Annotated in this window: 24 protein-coding genes; 19 read left to right on the top strand and 5 right to left on the bottom strand. The window is 47.1% G+C overall.

Annotated features, from left to right (window positions below):
- The first annotated feature begins 9 nt into the window (after positions 1–9).
- From QUA58_RS26045 to QUA58_RS26010, 8 genes are all read left to right on the top strand, one after another.
- A complete protein-coding gene (locus QUA58_RS26045; RefSeq protein WP_333396870.1) occupies positions 10–1,272 on the top strand; it encodes a hypothetical protein in 1,263 nt (420 codons plus the stop codon).
- Positions 1,273–1,389: 117 nt separating this feature from the next.
- Positions 1,390–1,731, top strand: coding sequence for a hypothetical protein (locus tag QUA58_RS26040; RefSeq protein ID WP_333396868.1), 342 nt, complete (start codon positions 1,390–1,392; stop codon positions 1,729–1,731).
- A 66-nt stretch (positions 1,732–1,797) separates the two neighbouring features.
- Complete coding sequence (locus QUA58_RS26035) at positions 1,798–2,193, top strand: hypothetical protein (RefSeq protein ID WP_333396866.1); 396 nt, start codon at positions 1,798–1,800, stop codon at positions 2,191–2,193.
- 56 nt (positions 2,194–2,249) lie between these two features.
- Positions 2,250–2,579, top strand: a complete 330-nt coding sequence (locus QUA58_RS26030) for a hypothetical protein (protein ID WP_333396863.1) — start codon at positions 2,250–2,252, stop codon at positions 2,577–2,579.
- The gene (locus tag QUA58_RS26025; RefSeq protein WP_333396861.1) at positions 2,576–2,986 is read left to right on the top strand and encodes a YkgJ family cysteine cluster protein; all 411 of its coding nucleotides are present in this window, start codon (positions 2,576–2,578) and stop codon (positions 2,984–2,986) included. Before QUA58_RS26030 ends, QUA58_RS26025 begins: the two co-directional genes overlap by 4 nt.
- A complete protein-coding gene (locus tag QUA58_RS26020) occupies positions 2,983–3,432 on the top strand; it encodes a hypothetical protein (protein ID WP_333396859.1) in 450 nt (149 codons plus the stop codon). The genes QUA58_RS26025 and QUA58_RS26020 overlap by 4 nt, the downstream gene beginning before the upstream one ends.
- A gap of 481 nt (positions 3,433–3,913) precedes the next feature.
- Entirely contained in the window at positions 3,914–4,126 is a 213-nt protein-coding gene (locus tag QUA58_RS26015) for a hypothetical protein (RefSeq protein WP_333396857.1), read from the top strand.
- On the top strand, positions 4,114–4,548 hold the full coding sequence (locus tag QUA58_RS26010; protein WP_333396854.1) for a hypothetical protein: 435 nt from the start codon (positions 4,114–4,116) through the stop codon (positions 4,546–4,548). The genes QUA58_RS26015 and QUA58_RS26010 overlap by 13 nt, the downstream gene beginning before the upstream one ends.
- A gap of 44 nt (positions 4,549–4,592) precedes the next feature.
- Here QUA58_RS26010 and QUA58_RS26005 read toward each other — a convergent pair whose 3' ends face one another.
- Positions 4,593–5,006, bottom strand: a complete 414-nt coding sequence (locus QUA58_RS26005; protein WP_333396851.1) for an endonuclease dU — start codon at positions 5,004–5,006, stop codon at positions 4,593–4,595.
- A 213-nt stretch (positions 5,007–5,219) separates the two neighbouring features.
- Here QUA58_RS26005 and glpK point away from each other — a divergent pair, with 213 nt between their 5' ends.
- Together glpK and QUA58_RS25995 are read left to right on the top strand one after the other, a co-directional pair.
- Positions 5,220–6,707: a glycerol kinase GlpK gene (gene glpK, locus QUA58_RS26000; RefSeq protein ID WP_333396849.1), complete on the top strand. Its 1,488-nt coding sequence runs from the start codon at positions 5,220–5,222 to the stop codon at positions 6,705–6,707.
- Between the two features lie 145 nt (positions 6,708–6,852).
- A complete protein-coding gene (locus QUA58_RS25995) occupies positions 6,853–7,224 on the top strand; it encodes a c-type cytochrome (protein WP_333251827.1) in 372 nt (123 codons plus the stop codon).
- 16 nt (positions 7,225–7,240) lie between these two features.
- Here the strand turns inward: QUA58_RS25995 and QUA58_RS25990 are convergent, their stop codons facing one another.
- Positions 7,241–8,758, bottom strand: coding sequence for an NB-ARC domain-containing protein (locus tag QUA58_RS25990; RefSeq protein WP_333396846.1), 1,518 nt, complete (start codon positions 8,756–8,758; stop codon positions 7,241–7,243).
- A gap of 276 nt (positions 8,759–9,034) precedes the next feature.
- On the opposite strand from QUA58_RS25990, the gene QUA58_RS25985 reads away from it, so the two are divergent.
- The 5 genes from QUA58_RS25985 to rpmA all read left to right on the top strand — a co-directional run bounded on the left by QUA58_RS25985 (position 9,035) and on the right by rpmA (position 12,215).
- On the top strand, positions 9,035–9,973 hold the full coding sequence (locus QUA58_RS25985; protein ID WP_333396843.1) for a hypothetical protein: 939 nt from the start codon (positions 9,035–9,037) through the stop codon (positions 9,971–9,973).
- A 107-nt stretch (positions 9,974–10,080) separates the two neighbouring features.
- Positions 10,081–10,590 carry a DUF3122 domain-containing protein gene (locus QUA58_RS25980; RefSeq protein WP_333396840.1) on the top strand — a complete coding sequence of 170 codons (510 nt, stop codon included), beginning with the start codon at positions 10,081–10,083 and terminating at the stop codon, positions 10,588–10,590.
- A gap of 325 nt (positions 10,591–10,915) precedes the next feature.
- Entirely contained in the window at positions 10,916–11,131 is a 216-nt protein-coding gene (locus QUA58_RS25975) for a hypothetical protein (protein ID WP_015176895.1), read from the top strand.
- Positions 11,132–11,498: 367 nt separating this feature from the next.
- Complete coding sequence (rplU, locus tag QUA58_RS25970; protein WP_333251831.1) at positions 11,499–11,891, top strand: 50S ribosomal protein L21; 393 nt, start codon at positions 11,499–11,501, stop codon at positions 11,889–11,891.
- Positions 11,892–11,918: 27 nt separating this feature from the next.
- Positions 11,919–12,215, top strand: coding sequence for a 50S ribosomal protein L27 (rpmA, locus tag QUA58_RS25965; protein WP_106147021.1), 297 nt, complete (start codon positions 11,919–11,921; stop codon positions 12,213–12,215).
- A gap of 65 nt (positions 12,216–12,280) precedes the next feature.
- On the opposite strand, the gene thiS is transcribed toward rpmA, so the two are convergent.
- Both thiS and QUA58_RS25955 read right to left on the bottom strand, forming a co-directional pair.
- Entirely contained in the window at positions 12,281–12,493 is a 213-nt protein-coding gene (gene thiS / locus QUA58_RS25960) for a sulfur carrier protein ThiS (RefSeq protein ID WP_333251842.1), read from the bottom strand.
- A 180-nt stretch (positions 12,494–12,673) separates the two neighbouring features.
- The gene (locus tag QUA58_RS25955; RefSeq protein ID WP_333396837.1) at positions 12,674–13,756 is read right to left on the bottom strand and encodes a thiamine phosphate synthase; all 1,083 of its coding nucleotides are present in this window, start codon (positions 13,754–13,756) and stop codon (positions 12,674–12,676) included.
- 222 nt (positions 13,757–13,978) lie between these two features.
- Between QUA58_RS25955 and QUA58_RS25950 the strand changes: the two genes are divergently transcribed.
- Entirely contained in the window at positions 13,979–15,856 is a 1,878-nt protein-coding gene (locus QUA58_RS25950) for a DUF1565 domain-containing protein (protein WP_333396834.1), read from the top strand.
- A gap of 864 nt (positions 15,857–16,720) precedes the next feature.
- Here the strand turns inward: QUA58_RS25950 and QUA58_RS25945 are convergent.
- Complete coding sequence (locus QUA58_RS25945; protein ID WP_333396832.1) at positions 16,721–17,398, bottom strand: peptidoglycan-binding protein; 678 nt, start codon at positions 17,396–17,398, stop codon at positions 16,721–16,723.
- A gap of 649 nt (positions 17,399–18,047) precedes the next feature.
- Between QUA58_RS25945 and QUA58_RS25940 the strand changes: the two genes are divergently transcribed.
- The 3 genes from QUA58_RS25940 to QUA58_RS25930 all read left to right on the top strand — a co-directional run bounded on the left by QUA58_RS25940 (position 18,048) and on the right by QUA58_RS25930 (position 24,014).
- Complete coding sequence (locus QUA58_RS25940) at positions 18,048–19,976, top strand: SdrD B-like domain-containing protein (protein WP_333396829.1); 1,929 nt, start codon at positions 18,048–18,050, stop codon at positions 19,974–19,976.
- A gap of 545 nt (positions 19,977–20,521) precedes the next feature.
- Positions 20,522–22,930 (top strand): SdrD B-like domain-containing protein, encoded by a 2,409-nt coding sequence (locus tag QUA58_RS25935; protein ID WP_333396826.1) that lies wholly within the window; start codon positions 20,522–20,524, stop codon positions 22,928–22,930.
- 223 nt (positions 22,931–23,153) lie between these two features.
- Entirely contained in the window at positions 23,154–24,014 is an 861-nt protein-coding gene (locus QUA58_RS25930; RefSeq protein WP_333251837.1) for an SDR family oxidoreductase, read from the top strand.
- The last annotated feature ends 99 nt before the right edge of the window (positions 24,015–24,113 follow it).

Genomic DNA, 24,113 nt, shown 5'->3' with positions numbered 1-24,113 from the left:
AGGTTGTATATGGCAGGTGGCGAAATAGTTCCTTATCAGGGCGCAGCAGGGGTTCTCAGTACATACTTGTCGCAAGAGAATGGGTCAGCGTCGGATAATACTCCTGATAATTTTGGAGTTGATATTTTTATAGATGATTTTGAAGATGAATTCCCAATGCCAGATTCAGCGGATATTGAAGGCTGGGTTCCTGAATCGCGACGCGCCAACGAACAACGCCCTTGGGGGCAGCAATTTGGAGCTCGCCCAAAAGTTCACGAAGTAAATCAACCATTTAAAGCGCAAGAGCGCGGTTGGAGACTACTAGATTTACATCCAAATCGCGACCACAAAGAAGAGTATTATCGGCTAGCGGGAACGCCCGCAGAATTGCGGATAATGCTTCAAATTGTTCGCGCAACTCGCGAAATGGTAGGGAGAAATATCAATTTTGAAGAGTGGTTTAAGTTGTGGCAAGATGGTTTTCCTGAATTTAAGGAAAACAGAGCTACAACAAATTTTCCCTTAGTTGGTGAACATCCTTGGCGCGGAAAGACAGAAAATAAACCGCGATTTCGAGAATGGACAAAGCCGCAGCAGCGGTTAAATTTTGGATTTCGGACAATTGAATACTGGCGCGATCGTTCTAACGAAACCGAGTCAATTGTTTTGAGTGGCACTGACTTGCAGTTGGTTAATCACATTATTCAAATTGAATACGAAGGAGGAGGTGCAGGCGCTAGCAAAAATTTAAATCGCACGTGGCCGTTACTTAAGGGACAGCCAGAAATCAAATTGTATTTTCTCGGAGATAAGAAAGCTAGCGGTGAAATTTCATTTAGGATTATGGATAAATCTGACGATCCCAAAAATCCGTTACCAAGTATTAGTAAATTAGATTTGACTAAATATGCTCGCTTAATAAAAGAAAATTTTGCCGTGCCTGAATTATTCACTTGGGAAAAAGGCAGAGAAGTCGTTAGTTATCGCAACAGGTATCAAGGTTTCGAGGGCTGGTATTTATGTAAAAATGAAACGGCTGGTCGGGCACTCATTTCGCGAATGCTGGCAGTTGCGGGGCATCAATTGGACGAATCAAGCTTGAGGTTCACTACGGCGCCAGCTTCTGCTTTCCCGGCTGATCCTCCAGACATTACCGTCCTAGGAGAAGTAATAGGACAAAATGCCGATCGCCCTATAGTAGACGTTAAATTTTATCGTGCAGAAATAAAACTATCCAAGATTCGGACGCCCATTTTCCTTAATGAGAGAGCGCGGATTGTTTACGAGTGAATCCAACACGTATGTTTTTATCGGAAACCCATAGGGTTTCGGGCAGTGTTACAGGGTTGTCGAGCGCCGAGTGGTTTTATTAGATTGGGAGTATCAAAGCTCAAAGGAAATTTTGCTATGGCAGTACCTGTTGCTTATTTCACAATTGGCGCTCTCGGTGCGGTGCGACTAACCGAAAATTACAAAGCGATCGCTGCTGATTTAGGCCTTGGAGGCGGGTCAGCAACACCAATTACGGGAAAGTCTCTGCTTAGATCGGGTGTGCTTCAAGAAGCCCAAGAAGCGGGACGTATTCGCATTCAACTTCGCAACGGTACCGGTAAGCGCCGCAAAGGAGTTAGCGTTTTATGCGCCCTGGACAAGATGGAAGAAGCCCCCAAATCAGTCATCGGGAAAGAGTTTGGTACGGGCTGGACTATTGTCGGTGCCGGTTATCCTCGAAAGGCCGTGTTTTCTTAGCCTTTTGCTTTCAATTCAATCAAATCAAGTACCGCACAGCGATAATAATAATTAAGTTACAAAAATATGCCAGCAGCTAAAATCGGATTGTGTAAAGCAGTAGTTCCTGTAGTTGATGCCGCAACAACCACCACTACAAATGAAACTGTGTATTTTAGATCCAACACGCTTTTATACACGGGGGATTTTGCAACAGCAGTAGGCATTAGTGTTGCAGGGCCGGGTGAATTAAGCAAACCTGCTATGCCAGTGAAAAACCTAATTAGAGGCGGCCAGTTGAGCCGCATGGTAGCGGTAACTAAAGCCACTGCAACCAACCCGTCAACTCAAGTGAAGATTCTTGTAAGCACAAACAAAACGCCTGACGCCAGAAGCTGGCCGGACGGTACGAAAACATTGCCGGGTTCGTCAGCCGGACCCATCACCGCAGTACGCAACGCCAACAGAATGCGCCTTTCTTAATTTTCGGCGTTTGTGCAACTTTTTACTCTTGCCCTTTACCAGTGCCCTAAATCTCAATGCTAAATTTAACCGATGTCATTCAGGGCATCAAAAATCCTGAACTTAAGACCTCGCTTTCTTCTCTCAAAGATGTTTCGCCTGAAGTGTTGCTCTACAATGTAATTCAAGCTTATTTAACAGCTCAACGAAATTACAATGCAGTGCAAGAAGGGGAAGAAAATCCAGCTTTTCTCAATACAATTATTAAAATTGACAAGCAGCCTGTTGCTCTGGATGAAAATCAAGGTGTTGCTTACCAGGATGACGTGATTACCTTGCGGCTGCGTAATATTTTTGGCGTAGAACGAGTCGCCGGATTTACGGAAGCAACAAAAGGCATTCTATGAATAAAATTCCCCGAATTACTGTAATTCAAGAATTCAAAGACGAGGCTGGTGAGTTAACAGGGCAAATTACCAGTCAGTCCGGCGCAGACGGTACTTGGCTGCAATTTGATTGCGAATGTCTGGACGCTTTGCCAATTTGCCGATCGCAATGTTGCAGCCTTCGGGGAACTTTTTTAACAGAAACTGAGGCTCATTCTGGCGAGTACGATTGCTTTGCCGACCCCGAAACTGGGCTGCCACAGCTTCGGCGCGATGCTGATGGAGGTTGCACGTATCTCGATCGCGAAACTAAGCTTTGTAGTATTTACAATCGCCGGCCGCAAGTTTGTCAAAGCTTTCACTGTACGCGCGGTGCAGCGGTGCGCGGGTGGAAATTACCCAATATTGTACAGCGGCACTCAGCATGACCTTATTAGTTGAGTTGGGAAATTCTGGTAATTGGTTGCAAAGTGATTCGCAATCTTTTACCGGATTTCCTTTACCCGAATATGTTCCTCCTTTTCAATTTGAAAAGCATATTTTGGCAATATATGTAGATAATTATGAAGCAAAAGACACGTGGAACTTTGCAGGGTGGGTTAGCCAGAAAATTAGGCTAGGGATTGGGCCGAGCCAAGGAGCCGAATCAGTTAGCAATAAAAAATTGTGGCTTCGGAGAACTCAGCTTTTGATTTTCCCGAAACTGACAACAACTTACACTTTGTCAATTCATTTTCCCCAGTGGTTCAAACGAGCCGACTGTACTATCTGGGAATACTGGGGGCCTGAAGCTGACACGGTGACAAACGCCATAGGACAGGTGCAAAGCAGTGTGCTGAGAGTAGAAAACAAAATTAATTTGCTATTGGATTAGCTCTATTACACGTGAAAAATGTTACCGAAATTGCATCGTTAATTGGAACGTTTTTAACAACGCTGATTAGCTTGATCGTCCTTTGGAACGTTACTAGGGGGGTATTGACGCTTTTAGCAAACATTCAGCGAAAGCTTACCGTGCTCAGGACTTTGTACATAAGCCAAAGAGCGGAAGTTCGCGACATCCAAAATTATTTAAAGATTCATCACGGCTATCACGTGCGAGGGGGCATTCACGAGATTCAGGATGATCTGCTAAGCGAATACAGCAATGAAAACACGGGGTTTTGATATGAATAGGTACTCGTATCGCTTCACCGTTGCCAGTCTGGGAATTTCTGTGATGATGCTAGTTGGAGCAAGTGTTGTATTAGTTTTCCAAAAACAGGACCCCGCGCCGCTAGTTCCTTTTTTAGCGCCAATCTTGACAGGACTAGGCGGCTTGCTCGTTTCACCGCCTAAGCAATCATCCATGTCAAATGACTATACGCGAAGCTAACCGCTTATTAGAAAACGCCGGAGCAAGTCAATCTCAATTACTGGATTGTTTAGAAAGTCTATCCAAGGAATATGGTTACATCCAGGGCATGACAATTGCCAACCTTCGAGATTTAGTTTCTGGGCAAAAAGCATTAGCAGAAATTCAAGCCTTAATCGAACAGCTCAAGCAAAAATTAAAATGCACAAACTAATTTTTACGATGAATTTAGCTCAATCATCTGAGCTAATTTATGGAAATTTGCAGCTAGTTTACCCCGATGGAAATGCGATCGACTACTTGGCAACTTCGGGTTGTGTTGACTGGCAGCGACCGGGTGATGAGTGGCAACGTGGCAAAGGCCCAATCCCGGCAGGTGAATATCAAATCCCCAGCGAGCCGTACTATTTGGAAACTCGCGGCGTAGAAGGCGATTTCTTCCATATCACCCCTGATCCGGTTGTGTCAGAGCATGGCATTCGAGCCGAATTAGGCCTTCACTTTGATGCAAATGTACCCGGCAGCGCCGGTTGTGTAGTTATCAAAAATCGGGAAGGTTGGCGGCGCTTTTGCGATCGCATGGCGTCGATCGCAGAACTGGGAGTAAAATCCTTGCCACTAACGGTGAAGTATTAGCTTTAAAGCACTATATGTAGTGTTGCTATGAAGCTGCATCAACACTACATACAGCGTGTCAATCCCTGATAGGGTTTTGGGTAATTGCCCAGCGTGTAAGACTGCCCTTTTTTCAATCCCTGATAGAGTTTTGGCTGGGCGGCTGAAGGCCCGCGCATCAGTGTGCAGCGCAATTCCCCAGCCACCAAAATAATACATTTATCCCTGGGGATTCCGTCTAGCAAAACGAGATGCAATTGCGGCAGAAATTTGCCTCCGAGAAGTAGCCCAGAAATAGCATCCGTGGCATCTAATCCGTCTGGGAGGACTTGTCCCCACACCATTCCTTCAAATCGAGTTCCCCCGCAGACTATGCCCGCGATCGACACCATGCTGCCGCTTGTACGAGAAAACGGAGCGTCATCAAAGCCAATAACCTTAATTGTGCGATCGAGCCTCAGCAAATCTGCCAGTTTCAAAATATGGAGTTCCCTAAACTAAAGTTTTTGAGATTAATTTGACTTTTACATACTATCATAGACGTTAGACCTCTTGCCTAAATTTTTGATTGATAAATCAACCGCAGATGCAAGGCATATCAACACAGATCAACGCAGATAATTTCATGATTGGAAAGCTGGGGAATGCAAGAGGTCTGTTAAAGACATCATAACAAAAAAGGTTTTAGACAATTGTTAAAAAAATACGTAGCAGCGATCGACCAAGGAACCACCAGCACCAGATTTATCGTATTCGATCGCCTGGGACAGATAATTTGCAGCAACCAACAAGAACACCAGCAAATTTACCCGCAGCCGGGATGGGTTGAACACAATCCCGATGAAATTTGGCAGCGCACCCAAAGCGTTATTAAAAATGCCCTCGAAATCGGCAATATCGACCCAAAAGATATTGCTGCCCTCGGTATTACTAACCAGCGCGAAACTACAATTATTTGGAACAGAAAAACTGGCAAATCTTACGGAAATGCGATTGTTTGGCAAGATACCCGCACTCACCAAATTTGCGAAAAATTAGCTGAAGTTGATGGCAAAGAGCGATTTCAAAAACGATGCGGTTTGCCGCTGGCTACTTATTTCAGCGGGCCGAAAATTAAGTGGATGCTGGACAATATTCCAGGATTGCGGGAAGCTGCAAATCAAGGGGATGCGATTTTTGGCAATGTCGATACTTTTCTGATTTGGCACCTGACTGGCGGAGCGCACATTACCGATGTTACCAACGCCAGCCGCACGATGCTGATGGATTTGCAAACCCTCGATTGGGATGCCGAAACTTTGGAAATAATGGGAATTTCCCGCCAGATGCTGCCAGAAATTCGCCCTTCGAGTCAAGTTTTTGGAACTGCAAAAGGATTGCTTGCAGGTGTTCCGATTGCTGCTGCTTTGGGCGATCAGCAGGCGGCTTTAGTCGGGCAAACTTGTTTCAGTCCGGGGGAGGCGAAAAATACTTACGGTACGGGCTGTTTTATGCTGCTGAATACTGGTGAGGCGATCGTCCCTTCAAAGCAAGGATTACTAACAACAGTTGCCTACAAGATGGGAGAATCGCCCGCTGTGTATGCTTTGGAAGGCAGTATTGCGATCGCCGGAGCATTAGTGCAGTGGCTGCGGGACAATTTGGGCATCATCAACACATCTGCGGAAGTAGAAACATTAGCAAATACAGTCGAAGATAGCGGCGGAGTTTACGTTGTGCCGGCTTTTTCTGGACTCTACGCGCCCTATTGGAAAGACAGCGCGCGGGGAGTAATTGCAGGTTTAACTCGCTACGTGACTAAGGCACACATTGCCCGCGCAGTATTGGAAGCGACAGCGTGGCAAACGCGGGAAGTATTGGATGCAATGAATCAGGATTCTGGTGTGCAGCTTTTGTCTTTAAAAGTAGACGGTGGGATGGTGGGAAATCACACGCTGATGCAGTTTCAGAGCGATGTTTTGGGAGTGCCTGTGGTGCGGCCTGTGGTAGCGGAAACTACTGCACTGGGGGCGGCTTATGCGGCTGGTTTGGCGGTGGGTTTTTGGAGTAAACTAGCAGAATTGCGGGATAATTGGGCGGTGGATTGTACTTGGGAACCCGAAATGCCGATCGCACTTCGCGAGCAAAAATATCGCTTTTGGAAAAAAGCAGTTTCCCGCACCTTCGATTGGGAAGAATGAATATAAAGCCTTTAGGGGCGGGCTAGGAGCAGCGCCCCACAAGTAGATTAAAAATTCACTCTTTGTGGAACAGGCATCTTGCCTGTTCCGGCTATGTATTTAGTGATATCATCAAGTCAACCACTATTTTTCAACCTGCCAATAGATGATTTCGCTAAATAACTTTAAAAAAATCCTCGCCGCCGTTTTATTAATACTGATGCTAACCTTTGTAGAAATCGCCACTACTTCCCAAATGGCGATCGCAGATACAGCCACAAATCCCGCAACCGCAGCCGAAGTATTCAGCACCAACTGTGCCGGCTGTCACATCAACGGCGGCAACATTATCAGGCGCGGCAAAAACTTGAAACAAAAAGCCTTAAAAAAATACGGCATGGATTCCATCGCCAATATTTCCAACCTAGTAACCAACGGTAAAGGAATTATGCCCGCTTACAAAGATCGTTTGTCAGAACAACAAATTATCGATGTTTCAGCCTACGTGCTATCCCAAGCCGAAACCGATTGGAAATAGAACCTCGGTAGATTATTTATAGCTTAGGCAATCTTGCCACAGACATCAGATATTTCTTGATCGCAGGTTGAAGCGCGAACAGAGTTTCACTTTCGGCTTGGACTGTTTCAATTAGCGATCGCCTTAAAAGCGATTCCAGCGCCCTCAGCAATTCTGAACCCCGCTCTTGCTGAATATCTGAGTAGAAATTTTCAATATCAACAGGTTTGACTTCTTTCGCCATAGAGTATAATAGTTCGATTTCTAATGCTGATAAGCGATTAAACTGCCGAGATAACGTATCGCTATAATCTCCCAGAAACAGCCCATTTCTTAAAAAATTAGCAATGCTGCCGCCAAACATATCCTTAATAGTTGTTGTTACTATTTTTAACGCCAAAGGATTGCCGCTGTAGGTCTCTATCAGTTCCGAGTATTCACCTTCTTCAGACAAACCCTTGTTTTTAAGGATTTCCACAGCCGCCTCTCCCAAACCTCCCAATTTTAATGACCGTACAGATTGATTATCACCTTCTAACGCTGCAATTTCTTTAGGTTTTTCGCAGCTAGTCAACAGCAAGCAACTTTGATGCTGCGATTTTCCTACTTGTTTCAGAAATTCCCCATATACTTGATATCCTTCTCGATAATTTCCTGTTAACTGCTCAGTGCTGAAAATAGCTTCCCACTCATCTAAAATTATTAGGCATCGACGCTTTTGTAAACACTGAATCAGCCGCTGGATACCATCAGCGATGATTGTCGGTTCTATTCCATTGGTGGAAGCGATTAGGTGATCCAGGGAAATTTCAAGCTGCGATATCGCAGCTTGAAAAATCTTTTTATCCTGAGTAATTAACTGCAATTTATTTAAATCGTTTGGCGGTTGATCTGATAAAAATTCGATTAAATTTACCAGAGTATCTGCCAACAGAGGTGCATGACTGAGGTTGAGCCAAATCAAGCACTCAAACTGGTGTTTAATCATATCTGTTAGCTTAGATGCTAAAGCAGTTTTGCCAATGCCCCCCATACCCAATATAGTAACTAAGCGACAGTTTTCATGTAAAATCCATTGCTCTAAGTTAGCAAGTTCTGTTGTACGCCCGTAGAAAATAGACGTATCCACCGCCAGCCCCCATTCAGTTCGATTTTCGATGCGAGTTTGGGTATAATTTATGAATTTAGAATGGAACGTTTCTCCATGAATCTTTTGTTTATAACCAAATATTTCTAGCATAGTTGGGATTTCTTTCCAGTCTTTCGGGTGTTGCAGCGTCAAAACTTCTATGTAGCGATACAGCCCTCTCGATAAGTCTACTCTAATACCCGCACAGTCGCGATGGAGTGCGGCGGCAATTTCCGGCGGACTATAATTGCAAAGCAATCCTCGCAGGTAAGTTTTTTCTAAAGGAGTGAGTCGCTGCTTTCCACTGCTAGCGTACTCTTGCTTGGCTGCTGTCAAGTCTGCATATAACTGTTCGAGATTCCACCAAGCCGCAGCCTCTATAAACTTTGGTTCTGGTATTTGTAAGGGTTTATTTGGAGGTGTCATATTCACAAGCAGAAGCACACTCATAATTATTTATGATTTTACCAGATTAAGGATCTAACTTATTAAGTATTTTTACTGGCTTGTGAGGATATTTTAGATACGTTATAAAATTTATTGTAAATAAAGCCTATCCCTGTGTTGGTGTACTTCTTATAAAAATACCTAATAAAAATACTAATAGCTATTAGGTAACTTATCTGTCTAGAGTGTTTTATAAATGTAGAAGGCAGTATTTTATAACACCTGCTATCAAAAAAGTTAAGAGGACAGGTTAAAATGGCATCAGTTCAAGTGAGCAATCAGTTAACTGCAACTGACAAGAGTATCCCGACTCCTAATTCGGGCGATGGTTCTGCAAGAACTCGCGCTAAAGATTACCTTTTAGAAGTAGAGTTAGTTAATGAGCCTATATCAATTGATCTTTTTAAAGATCTAAGCACTAGCTATGACCCTTACGTGCAAGTCTTTCAGGTACCCAAAGGCAATACGGGTGCGAATGTCGCTGATACGAGTGGTCTTCTTGTTGCTCAGGCTGATGATGGCAACGGTCTCAACTCAAAAATACCGAGTTTTAGCGCCCAATACTCTAATGGTGCTACTTCGCTTACAAGTGTGCCTGGTGTGAACTATGTAGTCCGCGTGACTAGCTTGAATACGTTAAACGAACTTCCTCAGCCTTTCACATTACAGGTTTCAACTGACAGGGGCAATGTCACCTTGAAAGACGCCCTAACAGGTGCGAATGTAGATGCCGCAGGCAGTAGTGGCACTCCCGTCGCGCGTTTCTTTGACAAGACGGCAGGAGGGCATTTTTATACTACAGACCCGATCGAGAAAAGTGACCGACTAACCAACCCTGCTCGTTTCCAGAGTGAAGGCGATGAATTTGTTGCTCCAGGCGACGGTACCGCAAAGGTTCAACGCTTCTTAAATACGGCATCAGGAACCTATTTCTTTACGAATAAACCTGGTGAGATACAGTTTGTTCGCACCTTACCCCAGTTCCGCGATCAGGGGGAGGTTTTCAATTCATATAGCACCGCAGTTCCGGGTGCAATACCCGTCTATCGTTTTACCAACCTGGCGAGGGAACGGGAAAATTCGCAAAATATTACACACTTTTTCACCGCAAGCGCAGAGCAACGGCGGGCGGTACAAGGGAGATCTGATTTCCGGGATGAGGGCGTTGCTTTTTATGCTCTTCCCGGCGCTTAAGCAGGCAGTGGGATTATAGGTTTAAAATGAGTAGTAGGGTGCGCCACACGCACCCTACTTTTTTATCTATCAAACTTTTGGGTAACAAGCGATATTTTGGTCATCCCATGAAAAATCTCAGTGCAAAACCTTCCTTTTTCAAGGCTTTAACAATCATTAGCTTGTGCTTGTATCTAACCTTAGTTGTCAGCCCGCCCGCTTTCGCCTCGATTCACAAGTATCCAGAAGCGGGCGACAGAGTAATGTTTCGTTCCGTACAAAGCCTGCGCGATACTGATGACAAAGCGTGGCAAGTGGTTTTGTACAAGCGAGTAAAGTCGGGAGTAGTAAACTCTTTTAATCTAAGATTGGTAGGATTTCCCGGAACAGAATTGCAGCACCCTGTGCCGCTGAATGTGGCTGCGGGAAGTCGCGCAATGGGCATGGCTAATGATATTTGGAGCGAGTCGGATTTGCCGATTAATGTCGGAGAATACGATTTTAAATCAATCATTACACAAGTCGAAAGTAATCAGCCTTTGCGGTTGAACTTGCCTGTGAAAGGTGAAAAAAAAGCTGCGTTGCTGGTTCCTCCTTTTGCTGTCAGAGAATGGCGGCTGTTGTTAGAGAGAAACTAAATATACTAATTTAAGCGCACTCTACATTTAAAATCGATACAATTTCCAATGTCACAAATCATTAGGTTTAAATTATGCCTTAAGGTAGATTTAACCTACTTGAAGAATAATACAGGAGGGCAAAAACTAAATAGATCAATTTAATCGCACTATACATTTAAAATCGCTCAAGTTTCAGGGATGTATTAAAAATAACTTTATTTACATAGACCTTAAGGTAGATTTAACCTATTTGAAGGGTAATTATGAAACAAACTAAAATCTGAGTTAGTCGGTTGACAAGACTCCAGTGTTTTAACGTGCGCGTCTTCAGGGTGAATCTAGTATGACTTTAATCAGTAAAATTGTCCGAAAAGCTTTGGCAACAGGTTACTTAACGGTTGAGGCTGAAGAACAGTTGCGACAGCAGTTGCAGATGACTAAGTACGGTTTAGAAGATTTTGAGGCTTTTATTAATTTGCAAAAAGAGGTGATGGAAGGTAGGGTGAAGCAGCAAGCTTTGGAATTGTTGCGATCGCGCAAATGTTCTGCCACGGCTTGAATCCCGTTCGATCGCGCTTTTGGATAGAATAAGGTCGATCGGCCTTCCTATGTCGATCGGCCTTTCGGGCGCGTGCTCTCGGGCCCACCCCACAAGAAAATTCACTCTTTGTGGAACAGCCCGGAAAGCCTGTTCATAAAAAATCCCCACAAATCTGTTCTCAAACTAACAATTAGAAAAGATTATGTACATTTTACCTTGACAAAACTCCAATAATCCGCAATAGTAGTAGATTGTCTGTCTAAATCCGGCTCGGATCAGGTTAAGACATTCCAAAAGCTGGAGAGCAGTCAGCCGTCAAAAGTCCACAACGACCAATGACCAATGACTCATCAGCTACCTGTACGGCAATCTCAACAACCATCCCATGACTTACGCAATCATTGAAACCGGCGGCAAACAATTTCGAGTAGAACCAGGCCGCTTCTACGACATCGAACTGCTTCACGTTGAAGCGGAATCCAAAGTCACCATTGACAAAGTATTTCTGATCCAGCACGAAGACGACGTTCACATCGGCCAGCCTTTACTAGAAAATGCGACTGTAGAAGGAACCGTGCTCCGGCATTTCCGGGGCCGCAAAGTCCTCGTCTACAAGATGAAGCCGAAAAAGAAAACTCGGAAGAAAAAAGGACACCGCCAAGAAACAACTCGGTTTATGATTGACTCTATTACAGTCAATGGTGTTGTTTTGGCAGCGAGAGACTTAACTCAAGAAGTTGTTGAAGCTCCCCAAACTGGCGAAATTGAATCAGAATAAACAATAGTAAATAAAGTTGAGGACATTATGGCCCATAAGAAAGGTACAGGCAGCACACGTAACGGACGCGATTCTAATTCCCAGCGTCTGGGTGTCAAAAAGTACGGCGGTCAAGTTGTCAGAGCTGGCAACATTTTGATTCGTCAACGCGGGACGAAGGTTCACCCTGGTAATAATGTTGGTATCGGCAGAGATGATACTTTGTTTGCCATGATTGATGGTGTTGTGACTTTTGAAAGAAAGGGCAAAACTCGCAAGAAACTCAGCGTTTATCCTGTGGTTGCAACTGTGGTTGCACCTGTGGCTGAAGCTGTCGCAGTTTAATTTTATGCGTTCCTGGGTTTTGCCTGGGAACGCATAAAATTGGGCGGTTGAAACCGCCGTTTTATCTAACCTCCTCCGACAATTGTGACAACTTCTAGGATGTCGCCCTCTTGTATTTGTGTGGTTTCCCAAAATTGTTTGTGCAGGATTTCGCCGTTGTACTCCACAGCTATTAAGCGCGGGTTTAATCCTAGCTGTTCTAGTAATTTTGGTAACGGTGTGTCGATCGCACAATTGCGTTTTTCTCCGTTAACTTGCAGCGCAATTTGATTTGTCATCATTCAAATATTATCAGTTTTTAGAGCTGCCTCGGTACAAAAATTATATTTCAATACGCTTGAAATGAAAAGACTCGCCGGTTTCAACCGCCAGAAAGTCAGACAAAACCCGAACTCAGACGGGTTATATCGGTATACGAAACCCGCCCGAAAAATCGCTAATCAACTGAGCCAATAAACCTAGCTTTTCCCGTGCAAAGCTTTCTGAGCTTTCAGATTCTGCATCCGAATCAACTGCGAGATGAAAAACTGCGTGACTAAAGTAGGTTGTTCTGCTTCCATAATCGATCGTACTGCGGCAACCCTTTGAGCTCCGGCATTCAATACTTCATCGAGGTTGTTGATATCAATTGAGCCGATCGCAAACCACGGAATCGGCGACTTATCAGCAGCATACCGCACATAGTCCAAACCCGCCGCCTGTTTATCAGGTTTAGTAGGAGTGGAGTAAACCGGCCCAACTCCAATATAGTCGGCTCCCGCATCAACAGCTCGCTGCATTTCCTCGCCATTCGTAGTCGAACAACCGATGATGCGTCCCGGGCCGAGCAACTTGCGCGCTTCCGCCACAGGCAAATCTCCCTGTCCTAAGTGTACGCCGTCGGCATCCGCTGCGATCGCAAAATCCACGCGATCGTTGACAATCAGCAAAGCATCGTAGCGGTGACAAAGTTCGCACAACTGGCGCGCGTTAGCCAACTTTACGCCGTCGTCTGAGCTTTTGTCGCGGTACTGCACCAAAGTCAGTCCGCCTTGCAAAGCAGCTTCCACCACTCCCATCAAGTTGTCTCTCGGCGAAGTTACAAGGTATAACTGCGATCGAAGTAACTGCTGGTAGCGCCGATAAGCCAGCAAATTGCTTTCGAGAGTATAAACCCGATAGCGCATCTGCTTAAAAGCCGCGCCCATATTTTGATCGTAAATTTTGCCATACTCTTCGAGTACCCGCAGAGCTTCTTCCACCCGACAGAAATTCGCCTCCAGTAGCTGCTGAATGCTCGAACGCTGCTCTTCCTGCGGGTGAGTCAACTCCGTACCCGGATCAGCCGGCGTATCCCTAGCACTTCGCAATTCAGCGACGTGCCAAGCAGCCAATTCCTGGCGCAGTTGCTTGCACTCTCCAGCCAAATCGGCGCTGTTAAGACCAAACCTGCACCATTCTTCAATAATTCTCAACCCTTCGCGCGATCGATCTAAATTTGCATCTAAGATCCGGCAGAGGGCTGGCTGTGCCGGTAAAGTTCTGTTTTGTTTGTCGGTCATTCAGAACCACCCTAATTATAATTAATCTTACCAATCAACCCGCTATATTCTCCCACGCCGTCAAGGTCGTGGCAAAGCAGGCGGCTTAATTTTGGCATAAACCAATGTAAATTCGACAATAATTTTTTAAGTTTTATTGAATTTGATGAAAACACAGCATAATAGATCAAACTTGATGAGAGTGGAATCGTTAAACTGCATACCACACTTCGGAGGAGAGCCGTGAGGTTAGCAGAACAACACAAAAGATTAACAGCAGAAAACCCCAGCAGGCGGGTGAAATCAAAGTTCGATCGCAAAAACCTGACACCGAACTCGGGAAGCGGAACTCGGATCGCAAATCAGTGGGGTTTATTTATGCTCCTAAATTCTCAATATAGCGAGTGCAAAGAAAAGCGATCTCAAAAATCTTGTCTGAGTTCTTGCCTTCTGCTCGTCTTTGCGATGACCGCCCTTTGCAACCATCAACCGTCAGTTATCGCTGCCGGGATACCCGGAGTGCAGCTACTTTCTCAGGCCCTCGATAGCGACCTTAACATACTCTACGTCAGCTCGACTGGTGGCAGCGACACGGGGGGCAACGGCAGCGATCGAGCTCCGTTCAAAACCCTAACCTACGCCTTAAGCGTGGCCCCGCCCAAAACAGCGATTTTGCTAGCACCCGGTACTTACAGCGAGCAAACCGGCGAAAAATTTCCATTAATGTTAAGGCCCAGCGTGACAGTTCAGGGAAATCCCAACACTCGCGGTCAGAATATTGTCATCAAAGGCGGAGGATACTTTATCAGTCCGACTTCGGCGGGTCAAAATATTGCGATTTTAGGCGCAGATGGGGCGGGACTCAGCGGGGTGACGGTGACGAATACCAACTATCGCGGTTACGCTTTGTGGATCGAATCGAGTTCTCCGACGGTTGTCAACAATACTTTTTCTGGCAGCACTCACGACGGCATTTCGGTAGTGGGTACTTCCAGGCCGACGATTGGCGGGAATGTTTTTTCGAAAAATGGAGCTAACGGCATTACTATTTTTGGCAGTTCCCAGCCGGAAGTTCGAGATAATGTGTTTGAAAACACGGGATTTGGGGTGAATGTAGCGCAGAACGCGAAGCCTCTGCTCATTGGTAACAAAATTACTCGCAATAAAGACGGCGTGGTGGTGCAAGCTAATGCTAGACCTGTGCTGCGTAACAATTATATCGAGAGTAACCGGCGGGACGGAATTGTGGCGATCGCGAGAGCTCTGCCGGATTTGGGAACAGCCGCCGAACCGGGGGGCAATGTTATTCGCAACAACGGTCAGTACGATGTGAACAATGCGGCCAAAGGTCAAGTAATCCCAGCTTACGGCAATCAATTGTTGAGCAGCCGGACTACGGGATCGGTTGATGTGGCGGGAACTTTTACCCCTGGGGCAATGGGGGAAAGTGCTTTGCAGCTAACGATTGATCGACCTCCCAGCATCGGTGGCCCAGACACTTCTCTCCCTGCTTACACTCCCGGGCGGCTAAGTCCCAGAGTTCAAAGAGCGCCACTGCCCCCACCGGCGCCAGTTTCCAGGCAACCGGTGCAAAATCGACCCGCACCGCGAAGCGCTCAGTTGCAGCAAGAGCTTTCTCCGAGGACTGCCGCTGCTTCAGCGGTAGTCCCAGGGGTCATCGCAATTCCCGTGCCCGATCCGAATTCTCGATCGGTTTCGGAAATTTCGGTACAGCAACCAATGATTTCTCCCAATTTTGATAGTTCGAGTTCGGTTTCTTCCGAGGGTAGATTGCCGGTTCCGGGCCGCAACATTCCGATCGGAAGGGGCGGTTATGTACCTGCACCTTTAGGGGGGAATTCTTTGCCCGATGCCACGGATAATTCGCCGTCATTCGATCGAGCTTCCGCTTTGGGTTTGCGCTATCGAGTTGTGGTGGATACTGACAGGCCGGGCGATCGACAAAAAATGCAAGCCCTGGTTCCGGGTGCTTTTCGCTCTTTTTCCAGCGGGCGACCTGTGATGCAAGCCGGTGCTTTTCGGGAACGCGAAAAAGCTGAGGAATTGCTACAAATGCTCAGCGCTAACGGTTGGAATGCTCGAATTGAAGATATCAAATGAAATGGTCATTAGTCATTAGTCCTTAGTCCTTAGTCATTAGTCCTTAGACCTCTTTCAAAAATAACTAGGACGGGCAAGATGCCCGTTCCAAAAGAAAAAATGTTTTTTGTGGAACGGGCATCTTGCCCGTTCCAAAATTTTATTAAAAGGACTTTTGCAAGAGGTCTATTAGTTTATCAACTGTCCACTATAGCAATCCTAAATCATTCAGATAAATTTGTAGGGGTAGTGCCCCCGTGCCTACCCCCTATCTATCGGGGCAACCACGGGGGGATTGCTACAATAATTACGCAAATCATTTAGGATTGCTATATCAACTATCAACTGTCAACAACAAAATTTTAGGGCCTAGCATATCGGATGCCAGACCCTAAAAACTTTGTAAATTAAGTTGATTCAAGTGGATTTTTAGCTATGCTGAGTTTCAGCAAACTACAACTAAGGTGGACTTTTTTGCAACTACTCTGCGGACGAGCTAGCTATCAGCGGAGTCTATTCAGACTTCTGTGTTTGACTGTTGTGCGATCGCAACTTTCAATTAATCCAATAGCCTCAAGCTATTTAACAAATCTCTATCGCAATGTCAACCTTTCTTTGCTAATAAGCTACACGGTTCAGGCGTTGCCTGCGAACTAGAGCCGATCGGGACAAATACTCTAATTCCAAATTTTTTATCCAAGTTTTTTGTGCTTCTTGGTTTTGCCCCTCATGTTTTTAAGTTAACACCAACTGCGCGCCTAAAAACACTTTGTTTACCAAACTTGACACTTTTTGACGTGCAGAAATACTTTCAAAAGCGATTATTAACAATTTGTACGATCGCCCGATCGCGCAACGTGCATAGCCGGCACTATTCGTTGGCTGTCAACGCAGCAGAGCTTCCCAAGTAGCGCGGCCGACAATGCCGTCTGCTGGCAGTTGATATTGTCGCTGAGCCGCTTTGACAGCAACTTGAGTTTCCGGGCCGAACACGCCGTCAGCACTCACGCGCAAAAATCCCTTGGCCCGCAGCCGTTCTTGCAAATCTCTGACTGCCGCCCCCCGCATTCGTCTTCTTAAAACGGGAAAATTGGTTGACTGCGCTTGGGGGTTAATCTCTGAGTTGCCGGCAGTTAGAGGAGCGTTGGCGATCGGGTTTTCGATCGCGCTCGGATCTGCTGGAAAAAGCCGGTTCCAAGTATCTTGACCGACTATGGCGTCGGGAGGCAGACCTGCTGCTTCCTGGAAATGAGACACAGATCTAGCGGTGCTTTGTGAGAAAATCCCGTCTACAGTGTCAGCGTAAAAGCCCAATAATTTAAGAGCAGCTTGGAGTTCGATCACTTCCGACCCTCGGCTGCCCAATTTGATCGTGGGGCGGGCGCGAGCACCTGTTTGAGCGATCGGGCTATTGCTGTTACTCTGTTCGGAGGTAGGTAGTTGTGCCACAGCAGGAGTAGGGGCGATCGATCCCATTACCAATAAACCGCACAAACTCCAGCCGAAGAGCAAACTCGGAACCTCGCGGGCTTCATTCCAGCTTGCTGTCAAGTTTTGGGACATTGGGAATTCGACCTCTGCAAAACTGGTAGCGATCGTACATCAAATCTGGAAAAATTGGGAATTTCGGCAACGAGCAATGTACGGGATGTAACGGATGGATGTTAAGCCAAGAAGTCAAGCGTGAAGTTCGGCAACGGATTGGCAAGGGCGAATTTAACTCACATCTTGCACCATTCTCTCTTAACAGGCTCTCCGACCTGTTCCACAAAGAGTAGATTTTCTTGTGGAACGGGCATCTTGCCCGTTCATAAAAGGCTTATTGACAATGGTGCAACATCTCAGATTTAACGGATGGGTTTTGAGCGAACAAGTCAAGCGTGAAGATTTTCTCCCTCTTTCACTCTCCCCCTCTCCCCCTCTCCCACTCTCCCACTCTCCCACTCTCCCACTCTCCCACTCTCCCCCTCTCCCACTCTCCCACTCTCCCACTCTCCCACTCTCCCACTCTCCCACTCTCCCCCTCTTTCACTCTCCCCCTCTCCCCCTCTCCCACTCTCCCACTCTCCCCCTCTCCCTCCTCCCCCTCTCCCTCCTCCCCTTCCCTTTCCTAAAAATAATTTATCCCCTGAAATAGCTGCAATTGGCAAAAAAACTGCTAGATTGCCCTACAGAAAACATTGAACCGCGTTCATTGGGCCCCAGCAACACCATGTCCGAATCCAGAACCGCCAGCCAAATAGACATCGGCAACGTCAACATCGGGAACTTCCAAGTCGGCAGCATCAGCGGCACCAAATACAACGATTTTAACGCCAACGGCCGCCCTGATCCCGGAGAAGTCCCCATTCCCAACTGGCAAATCTACCTCGACCTCAACAACAATGGCCAGCCAGAATTTAACGAACCTTCCACTTTTACAAACCCGCAAGGCAACTACATCTTCGCCAACCTGCCGCCGGGAACTTACCAAGTTAGGGAAGTCCAGCAGCCGAACTTTCGCCAAACTACCCCAAATCCCGCACCCATCACGATTACCAGCGGCACAAACGCTGGCAATATCAATTTTGGCAATAACTTTAACGCAGGGACGATCGCAGGCACAAAATTCAACGACATCAACAACAACAGCAGCCGAGATCCCGGGGAACAAGGGCTAGCTAACTGGCAAATTTACCTCGACCTCAACCGCAACAACAGGCTAGACGGCGACGAACCTGTTACTTTGACAAACGTTGAAGGCAATTACGCTTTTGTCAATATTCCTGCAGATACATATTTGGTGAGAGAAGTCCAACAACCGGGTTTTCTCCAAACCACACCTGACCCCGGCCCGGTTAACGTTACTTCCAACGCCACTGTCAACAACATCAATTTTGGCAATATCTTTTTTGTCGGCAGCATCAGCGGTCTCAAGTTCAACGACCTCAATGCCAACAGCGTCAGAGACGCGACAGACCCGCCTCTGGCAAATTGGCCAATTTACCTCGACCTCAACAGCAACGGCAGCTTTGAACCGGGCGAACCCAACACCATCACAAACCCGCAAGGCAACTACACTTTTGCCAATGTTTCTCCCGGCCGATATTTGGTGAGGGAAGTCCAGCAACCGGGATGGGTACAGACTACGCCAAATCCAGGCCCGATCGACATCACCGGCAATACCAACGCTGTCGGCCTCAATTTCGGCAACAATTTCCCCACCGGCAGCATCAGCGGCTTCAAGTTCAACGACCTCAACGCTAACAGTATCAACGAACCTACGGAACCGAGAGTTGCCAACTGGCCGATTTACCTTGATTTCAACAACAACGGCAGTTTAGATCCGGGCGAACCTTCGACTTTAACCAACCCCGAAGGTAATTTCTCTTTTATCAATTTGCCTCAAGGAACTTATGTTGCTAGGGAAGTCCCGCAGCCCGGTTTTCGACAAACCACGCCAAATCCGACTCCAATCACCGTGGGCAACGGCACAAATGCCACTAATCTCAGCTTTGGCAACGTGTTGGTAACGGGTACGATCAGCGGTGTGAAATTTAACGATTTTAATGCCAATGGCCGCCTAGATCCCGGGGAACCGCCGATCGCCAATACTCAAATTTACATCGACCTCAACAATAACAGCAGTTTAGATCCGGGTGAAGCGAGTACATTAAGCGACCTTCAGGGCAATTACAGTTTCCGTAACGTTCCTGTAGGTAGTTATGTTGTCCGCGAAGTTCCGCCGCCGGGTTTTATTCAAACGACTCCGCCTGCGGTGGTTGTTGTCTCGGCAGATATTCGGGCTAGCAGCATCGATTTGGTGACGGGAGATACTGAGGTTAGGTCGGCTAAATCCTTGAAGGACGAGGACGACCCGCTGACGAATGCCAGCAGCTATGCGGAACTGCAACCTGCGGGTAATATGGGGGCCTATAACTTGCTTTTGAGCGAGGGTCGTGATAGTTATCAAATTAGTAGTGAATTTTTGGCCGATCGACCTTTGGCGAATTTAGGTTATATTCCTAACTTTGGGCAACAGAATGTCGGTCTGGAGCCTAATTCACAAATCGGTGAATTTGTCAATAGAAATGAATTAATTAATGGGGCGATCGCTCACTCGGTTGTGCCGATGGGTGTAAGAGATTTCCCGGTGATTTAGGGTGACACAAAGCTCGATCGCCCCGAATCCCAAACCGCAGATAAAAATAAGGAAGAGATTAAAGGGCGATCGCGTGATACCCTATTGTTGGCAACCTCCAACGCATAGCCAGAGTTCCGGGAAGCCCAAAGCTGGCTTGTAGATCAGGAGCAAGATTCAGAGGCAGTATCATACCTGTTTTTAGGAATTATCAGACAATTCCCCAAGTGCGATCGCCCTCGTGGCCAGGTCGCTCAATTCACAGAGGTTCAGTGAATCTTAACGTTGTTCCAGCTCTAAACAGCAAGTGTCCACGGGCAGAAGAACTCAGGGCGCAAATCTTGAAGATATTGCGCTCAAATTGCCACAGCTATTCAAAACCTGATATAATCTCGTGCGACAAAGCTGGAGTAAGCCGGAGGTTAGATGAGGAACCTTTGAGCAACGTAGACGTATGTATGATTGAGTAGCGATCGTCAGTCGCTAGCAGCAGCTAACTGCTGATTGACAAAGTGATACAGTAGCCTGTAGCTTACGTAGATTTAGGTGTGAAGGAACAGAAAATCATGGCAGAAAAAATTGCTAGTCAGGTAACTCCTGTATTACCCCCAGTCGTGCTACCGCCAACCATCAATTTTGGCAACGCTCCTGCGGGTATCCAGGGTATCAAGTTCAACGACCAGAACCGCAACGGCATTCGAGATGCAGGCGAACCGGGAATCGGCAACGTCCAAATCTTTATTGACACCAATAACAACGGTACTGTCGAGTCAGGTGAACCCTCGACGTTGACAAACGCCGGCGGAAACTTCGTATTTCCAGGCTTGCTTCCAGGCACCTATACTGTCAGGGAAATCTCGCCACCCCTATTCAGCCCGACAACTCCCAACCCAGTCGTCGTCACCCTGGCGGGGATTAATGCCACAGTGTTGTTCGGTAATGCTACAGGTGGCGGTCAGATTATTGGCTGCAAATACCTCGACGTAGATAACGACGGCTTTCGAGACGGGAGTGAACCCCCGATGGAAAACGTCAGAATCTATATCGATGCCAACAACAACGGTCAGCTAGATGCAGGGGACACAAGTACCTTAACTGATAGAAACGGCGAGTACCGATTCACCAATTTGCAGCCAGGGCTATACCGGATTCGGGAAGAGCGCGCCAACGGGCCGGGCACTGAACCGTTAGAAAGAGATTTTCCCCAAAGCACCCCCCCCGGTAACATCTCCCTGCTTGACATTAACCTCGGCCAGAACGAAATCTGGACCAGCGCTCAAGTGGGCAACACTCCCCTGTACGAAATCCCGATCTTCAAATTCCGGGACAACAACGCCAACGGCATACAAGACGCAGGCGAAATTCCCCTCTCCGGCATCCCGTTCATCATCGATTTGAACGAGAACGGCAGGACAGACGCGGGCGAACCGCAGGTGCAAACTGGCCCTGATGGTAGGGCTACCTTCAGAGATTTGAAAGCTGGCAGCTACTCAGTATTGGAAACCTTTGAAACATTCGTACCCAACCAGCCGCCAATTGCAACTACCGAGAACCCGGTAGAAGTCACAGCCCCTGGGGAGCTATCGCGACAGCAGGGAACGCTGCCTTTCATAGTGGCAGATCCAACAGTTCCAGGCGGCCAGCGGGTCGTTGCGGCGAACTTTCCGCCCCCGTTCCCGCCGGTCGACCCGGAACCCGCAGTCACCTTCACCCCGATTCAGATCAATCCAGGTAGCGGTGCTGTCGGGAATACGCTGCCCAACATCACGATCGCCAAATACAACGATGAGAACGTCAACGGTCGTTACGAACAGGGCCGCTTTTATGCGGAAAGCCGCATTCCAGGCGTCACGGTCTACATTGATGCCAACGACAACGGCGTCCTCGACACAGGGGAACAGTCGAGAGTAACTGACGCCATGGGATTCGCCGCTTTCACCAACGTGCAACCGGGCAATTACGTGGTTCGGGAAGTGCCGCAACCTGGTTTTAGTCCTACTACTCCGGATCGGGTGCAGTTCAACCTCACCAATCAAGATGCCTACGTGCAGTTTGGGAACGCCCCCAACAGCCGTATTACCGGGACAAAATTCCAAGACTTGAACGGCAACGGCTACCGAGACGGCTTTGAAGGGCCGATCGCAGGGGTCACAATCTACCTCGACAGCAACGGTAACGACGCCCTCGATGCCGAAGAAGCAAGTACCGTCAGCGATCAGTTCGGTCGCTGGGAGTTTGGCAATTTGACCCCCGGTATTTACCGAGTCCGGGAAGTCACGCCTTCCAATTCTTTCCAAACTACTCAACCACTAGACATCGTTCTGGGCGCGAACCAAACGTTTACTTGTGCTTTGGTGGGCAACGGCCAGTTCTTTAACTTGGCAGTTCCCAAATTCCGGGACGACAACCGCGACGGCGTGCAAGATCAGGGTGAGCCTCCTTTGGAGGGCATCCCGTTTACCTTGGATTTGAACAACAATGACCGCTACGATGCTGGTACTGAGCCTCTGGTAAGGAGTGATGCCAATGGTATTGCCCTGTTCACCAATTTAGCTCCGGGCGACTACTCGGTATTGGAAGTTTTCAACGCTCCGGGCGTTCCCAACCTGTTCCCCATTCCGACAGGGCCTAACCCTGTTAAGTTCTCGGTGCCGGGGCCAAATACTTTTGTAACGCCAGAGCGAACTGGTTTGAGCATCGAGGATCCGCTGACTGGCGGCACGGGTGTGGTAACTGGTTCTAGCATCCCCAATGATCCGCTGAATAACCCCAGCCGTTCAGCGGCGGCTCTGGTACCGGACAACAGCGCCGATAACTTTATCGCAAATAAGACTGAAGGTGTTAGCAGCTTTGTTAACACCGACGAGTTGGTAAACTCGGCGAATTCGCTGATTGCAACATTTTTAGTAGAGAATGGTCTCGATGAATCATTGTTTGTTGCTCCTCCTAAGCCTCCTACGAATTCGCTGCTTTAATCTTAATTTGGGTTTCTAGTTTGAGACTCAGCAATTAGCAACTAGCTTGTTTAAACTGCACGTCAAATGATCTTTTGGCGTGCTTTTTGCTTTTGTGACAACTATAACAAGCGGTTTCGATCGCCCAAACTGTCTTTAGTCGTAGGGCACGATCGGCAAAAAGAACGATGTCCTACATCCAGAAAACCTTTATTTATGGAGGTAGAACGTAGAGAATTTTTTTATGCCAACCGAACAGAAGATTAATCCGGCTCAACATCAAGAACAGCAACCCGGTATTGAATCCCAAATGACCCCGCAACCCCAATCCTTCGCGGAGGGCTATCGCGGTAGCGACAAATTGCGCGGCAAAGTAGCCTTAATTACAGGCGGAGACAGCGGTATCGGGCGTGCAGTGGCTGTTGCATTTGCCAAAGAAGGCGCTAACGTGGTCATCAGCTATCTTAACGAAGATGATGATGCCAAAAAGACCAAAGAGGCGATCGAACAACAAGGCCGGCGCTGTATTGCGATCGCCGGCGACATCGGCGACGAAAACGTTTGTCAAAACCTTGTAGAACAAACAGTTAAAGAATTTGGTAGCCTCGACATCCTCGTCAACAACGCCGCCGAACAGCATCCCCAAGAAAGCATCGAAGACATCACAGCCGAACAATTAGAGCGCACCTTCCGCACCAACATTTTCTCAATGTTTTACCTCACAAAAGCCGCTCTCAAACACCTCAAAGAAGGAAGTGCAATTATCAACACTACCTCAGTCACCGCCTACAAAGGCAATCAACAATTGCTAGATTACTCCTCCACAAAAGGAGCAATTGTTGCCTTTACCCGCTCTTTGTCTCAAAGTTTAGCTGAGAAAGGAATTCGCGTTAACGGAGTAGCTCCCGGCCCGATTTGGACGCCTCTAATTCCTGCAACTTTCCCTGAAGAAAAAGTGGAGAAATTTGGTGCAGACACGGCATTGGGACGCGCCGGTCAACCCGATGAAGTTGCCCCCAGTTACGTGTTTTTAGCTTCAAAAGATTCATCTTACATGACTGGTCAAATTTTGCATCCCAACGGCGGTTCTGTGATTAATGGCTAAAATCTTCTTGCTCGCAATGCTCGTAGATACTGTCTTGATCTGTCAAGGGGTAGCGAGCAAATAAGTTGGATCGAAAGGCTTTTGGGACTTTAAAATACC

The sequence above is a fragment of the Microcoleus sp. N9_A1 genome (assembly GCF_036701795.1).
In the GTDB taxonomy this organism is placed as follows: Bacteria; Cyanobacteriota; Cyanobacteriia; order Cyanobacteriales; family Microcoleaceae; genus Microcoleus.
Note: the sequence above shows the minus strand (reverse complement) of the source record. Positions and strands in the feature narration are given on the sequence as shown.

Bases quoted from the DNA above. Each gene is read 5' to 3' on its own strand.
- QUA58_RS26010 (WP_333396854.1), top strand. From the start codon at position 4,114: ATGCACAAACTAATTTTTACGATGAATTTAGCTCAATCATCTGAGCTA.
- QUA58_RS26025 (WP_333396861.1), top strand. From the start codon at position 2,576: ATGAATAAAATTCCCCGAATTACTGTAATTCAAGAATTCAAAGACGAG.
- QUA58_RS25990 (WP_333396846.1), bottom strand. From the start codon at position 8,758: ATGACACCTCCAAATAAACCCTTACAAATACCAGAACCAAAGTTTATA.
- QUA58_RS26015 (WP_333396857.1), top strand. From the start codon at position 3,914: ATGACTATACGCGAAGCTAACCGCTTATTAGAAAACGCCGGAGCAAGT.
- rpmA (WP_106147021.1), top strand. From the start codon at position 11,919: ATGGCCCATAAGAAAGGTACAGGCAGCACACGTAACGGACGCGATTCT.
- QUA58_RS25945 (WP_333396832.1), bottom strand. From the start codon at position 17,398: ATGTCCCAAAACTTGACAGCAAGCTGGAATGAAGCCCGCGAGGTTCCG.
- QUA58_RS26020 (WP_333396859.1), top strand. From the start codon at position 2,983: ATGACCTTATTAGTTGAGTTGGGAAATTCTGGTAATTGGTTGCAAAGT.
- QUA58_RS25980 (WP_333396840.1), top strand. From the start codon at position 10,081: ATGAAAAATCTCAGTGCAAAACCTTCCTTTTTCAAGGCTTTAACAATC.
- QUA58_RS25930 (WP_333251837.1), top strand. From the start codon at position 23,154: ATGCCAACCGAACAGAAGATTAATCCGGCTCAACATCAAGAACAGCAA.
- QUA58_RS26045 (WP_333396870.1), top strand. From the start codon at position 10: ATGGCAGGTGGCGAAATAGTTCCTTATCAGGGCGCAGCAGGGGTTCTC.
- QUA58_RS25955 (WP_333396837.1), bottom strand. From the start codon at position 13,756: ATGACCGACAAACAAAACAGAACTTTACCGGCACAGCCAGCCCTCTGC.
- rplU (WP_333251831.1), top strand. From the start codon at position 11,499: ATGACTTACGCAATCATTGAAACCGGCGGCAAACAATTTCGAGTAGAA.
- thiS (WP_333251842.1), bottom strand. From the start codon at position 12,493: ATGACAAATCAAATTGCGCTGCAAGTTAACGGAGAAAAACGCAATTGT.
- QUA58_RS26030 (WP_333396863.1), top strand. From the start codon at position 2,250: ATGCTAAATTTAACCGATGTCATTCAGGGCATCAAAAATCCTGAACTT.
- QUA58_RS25995 (WP_333251827.1), top strand. From the start codon at position 6,853: ATGATTTCGCTAAATAACTTTAAAAAAATCCTCGCCGCCGTTTTATTA.
- QUA58_RS25975 (WP_015176895.1), top strand. From the start codon at position 10,916: ATGACTTTAATCAGTAAAATTGTCCGAAAAGCTTTGGCAACAGGTTAC.
- QUA58_RS25935 (WP_333396826.1), top strand. From the start codon at position 20,522: ATGGCAGAAAAAATTGCTAGTCAGGTAACTCCTGTATTACCCCCAGTC.
- QUA58_RS25985 (WP_333396843.1), top strand. From the start codon at position 9,035: ATGGCATCAGTTCAAGTGAGCAATCAGTTAACTGCAACTGACAAGAGT.
- QUA58_RS26035 (WP_333396866.1), top strand. From the start codon at position 1,798: ATGCCAGCAGCTAAAATCGGATTGTGTAAAGCAGTAGTTCCTGTAGTT.
- QUA58_RS25940 (WP_333396829.1), top strand. From the start codon at position 18,048: ATGTCCGAATCCAGAACCGCCAGCCAAATAGACATCGGCAACGTCAAC.
- QUA58_RS26040 (WP_333396868.1), top strand. From the start codon at position 1,390: ATGGCAGTACCTGTTGCTTATTTCACAATTGGCGCTCTCGGTGCGGTG.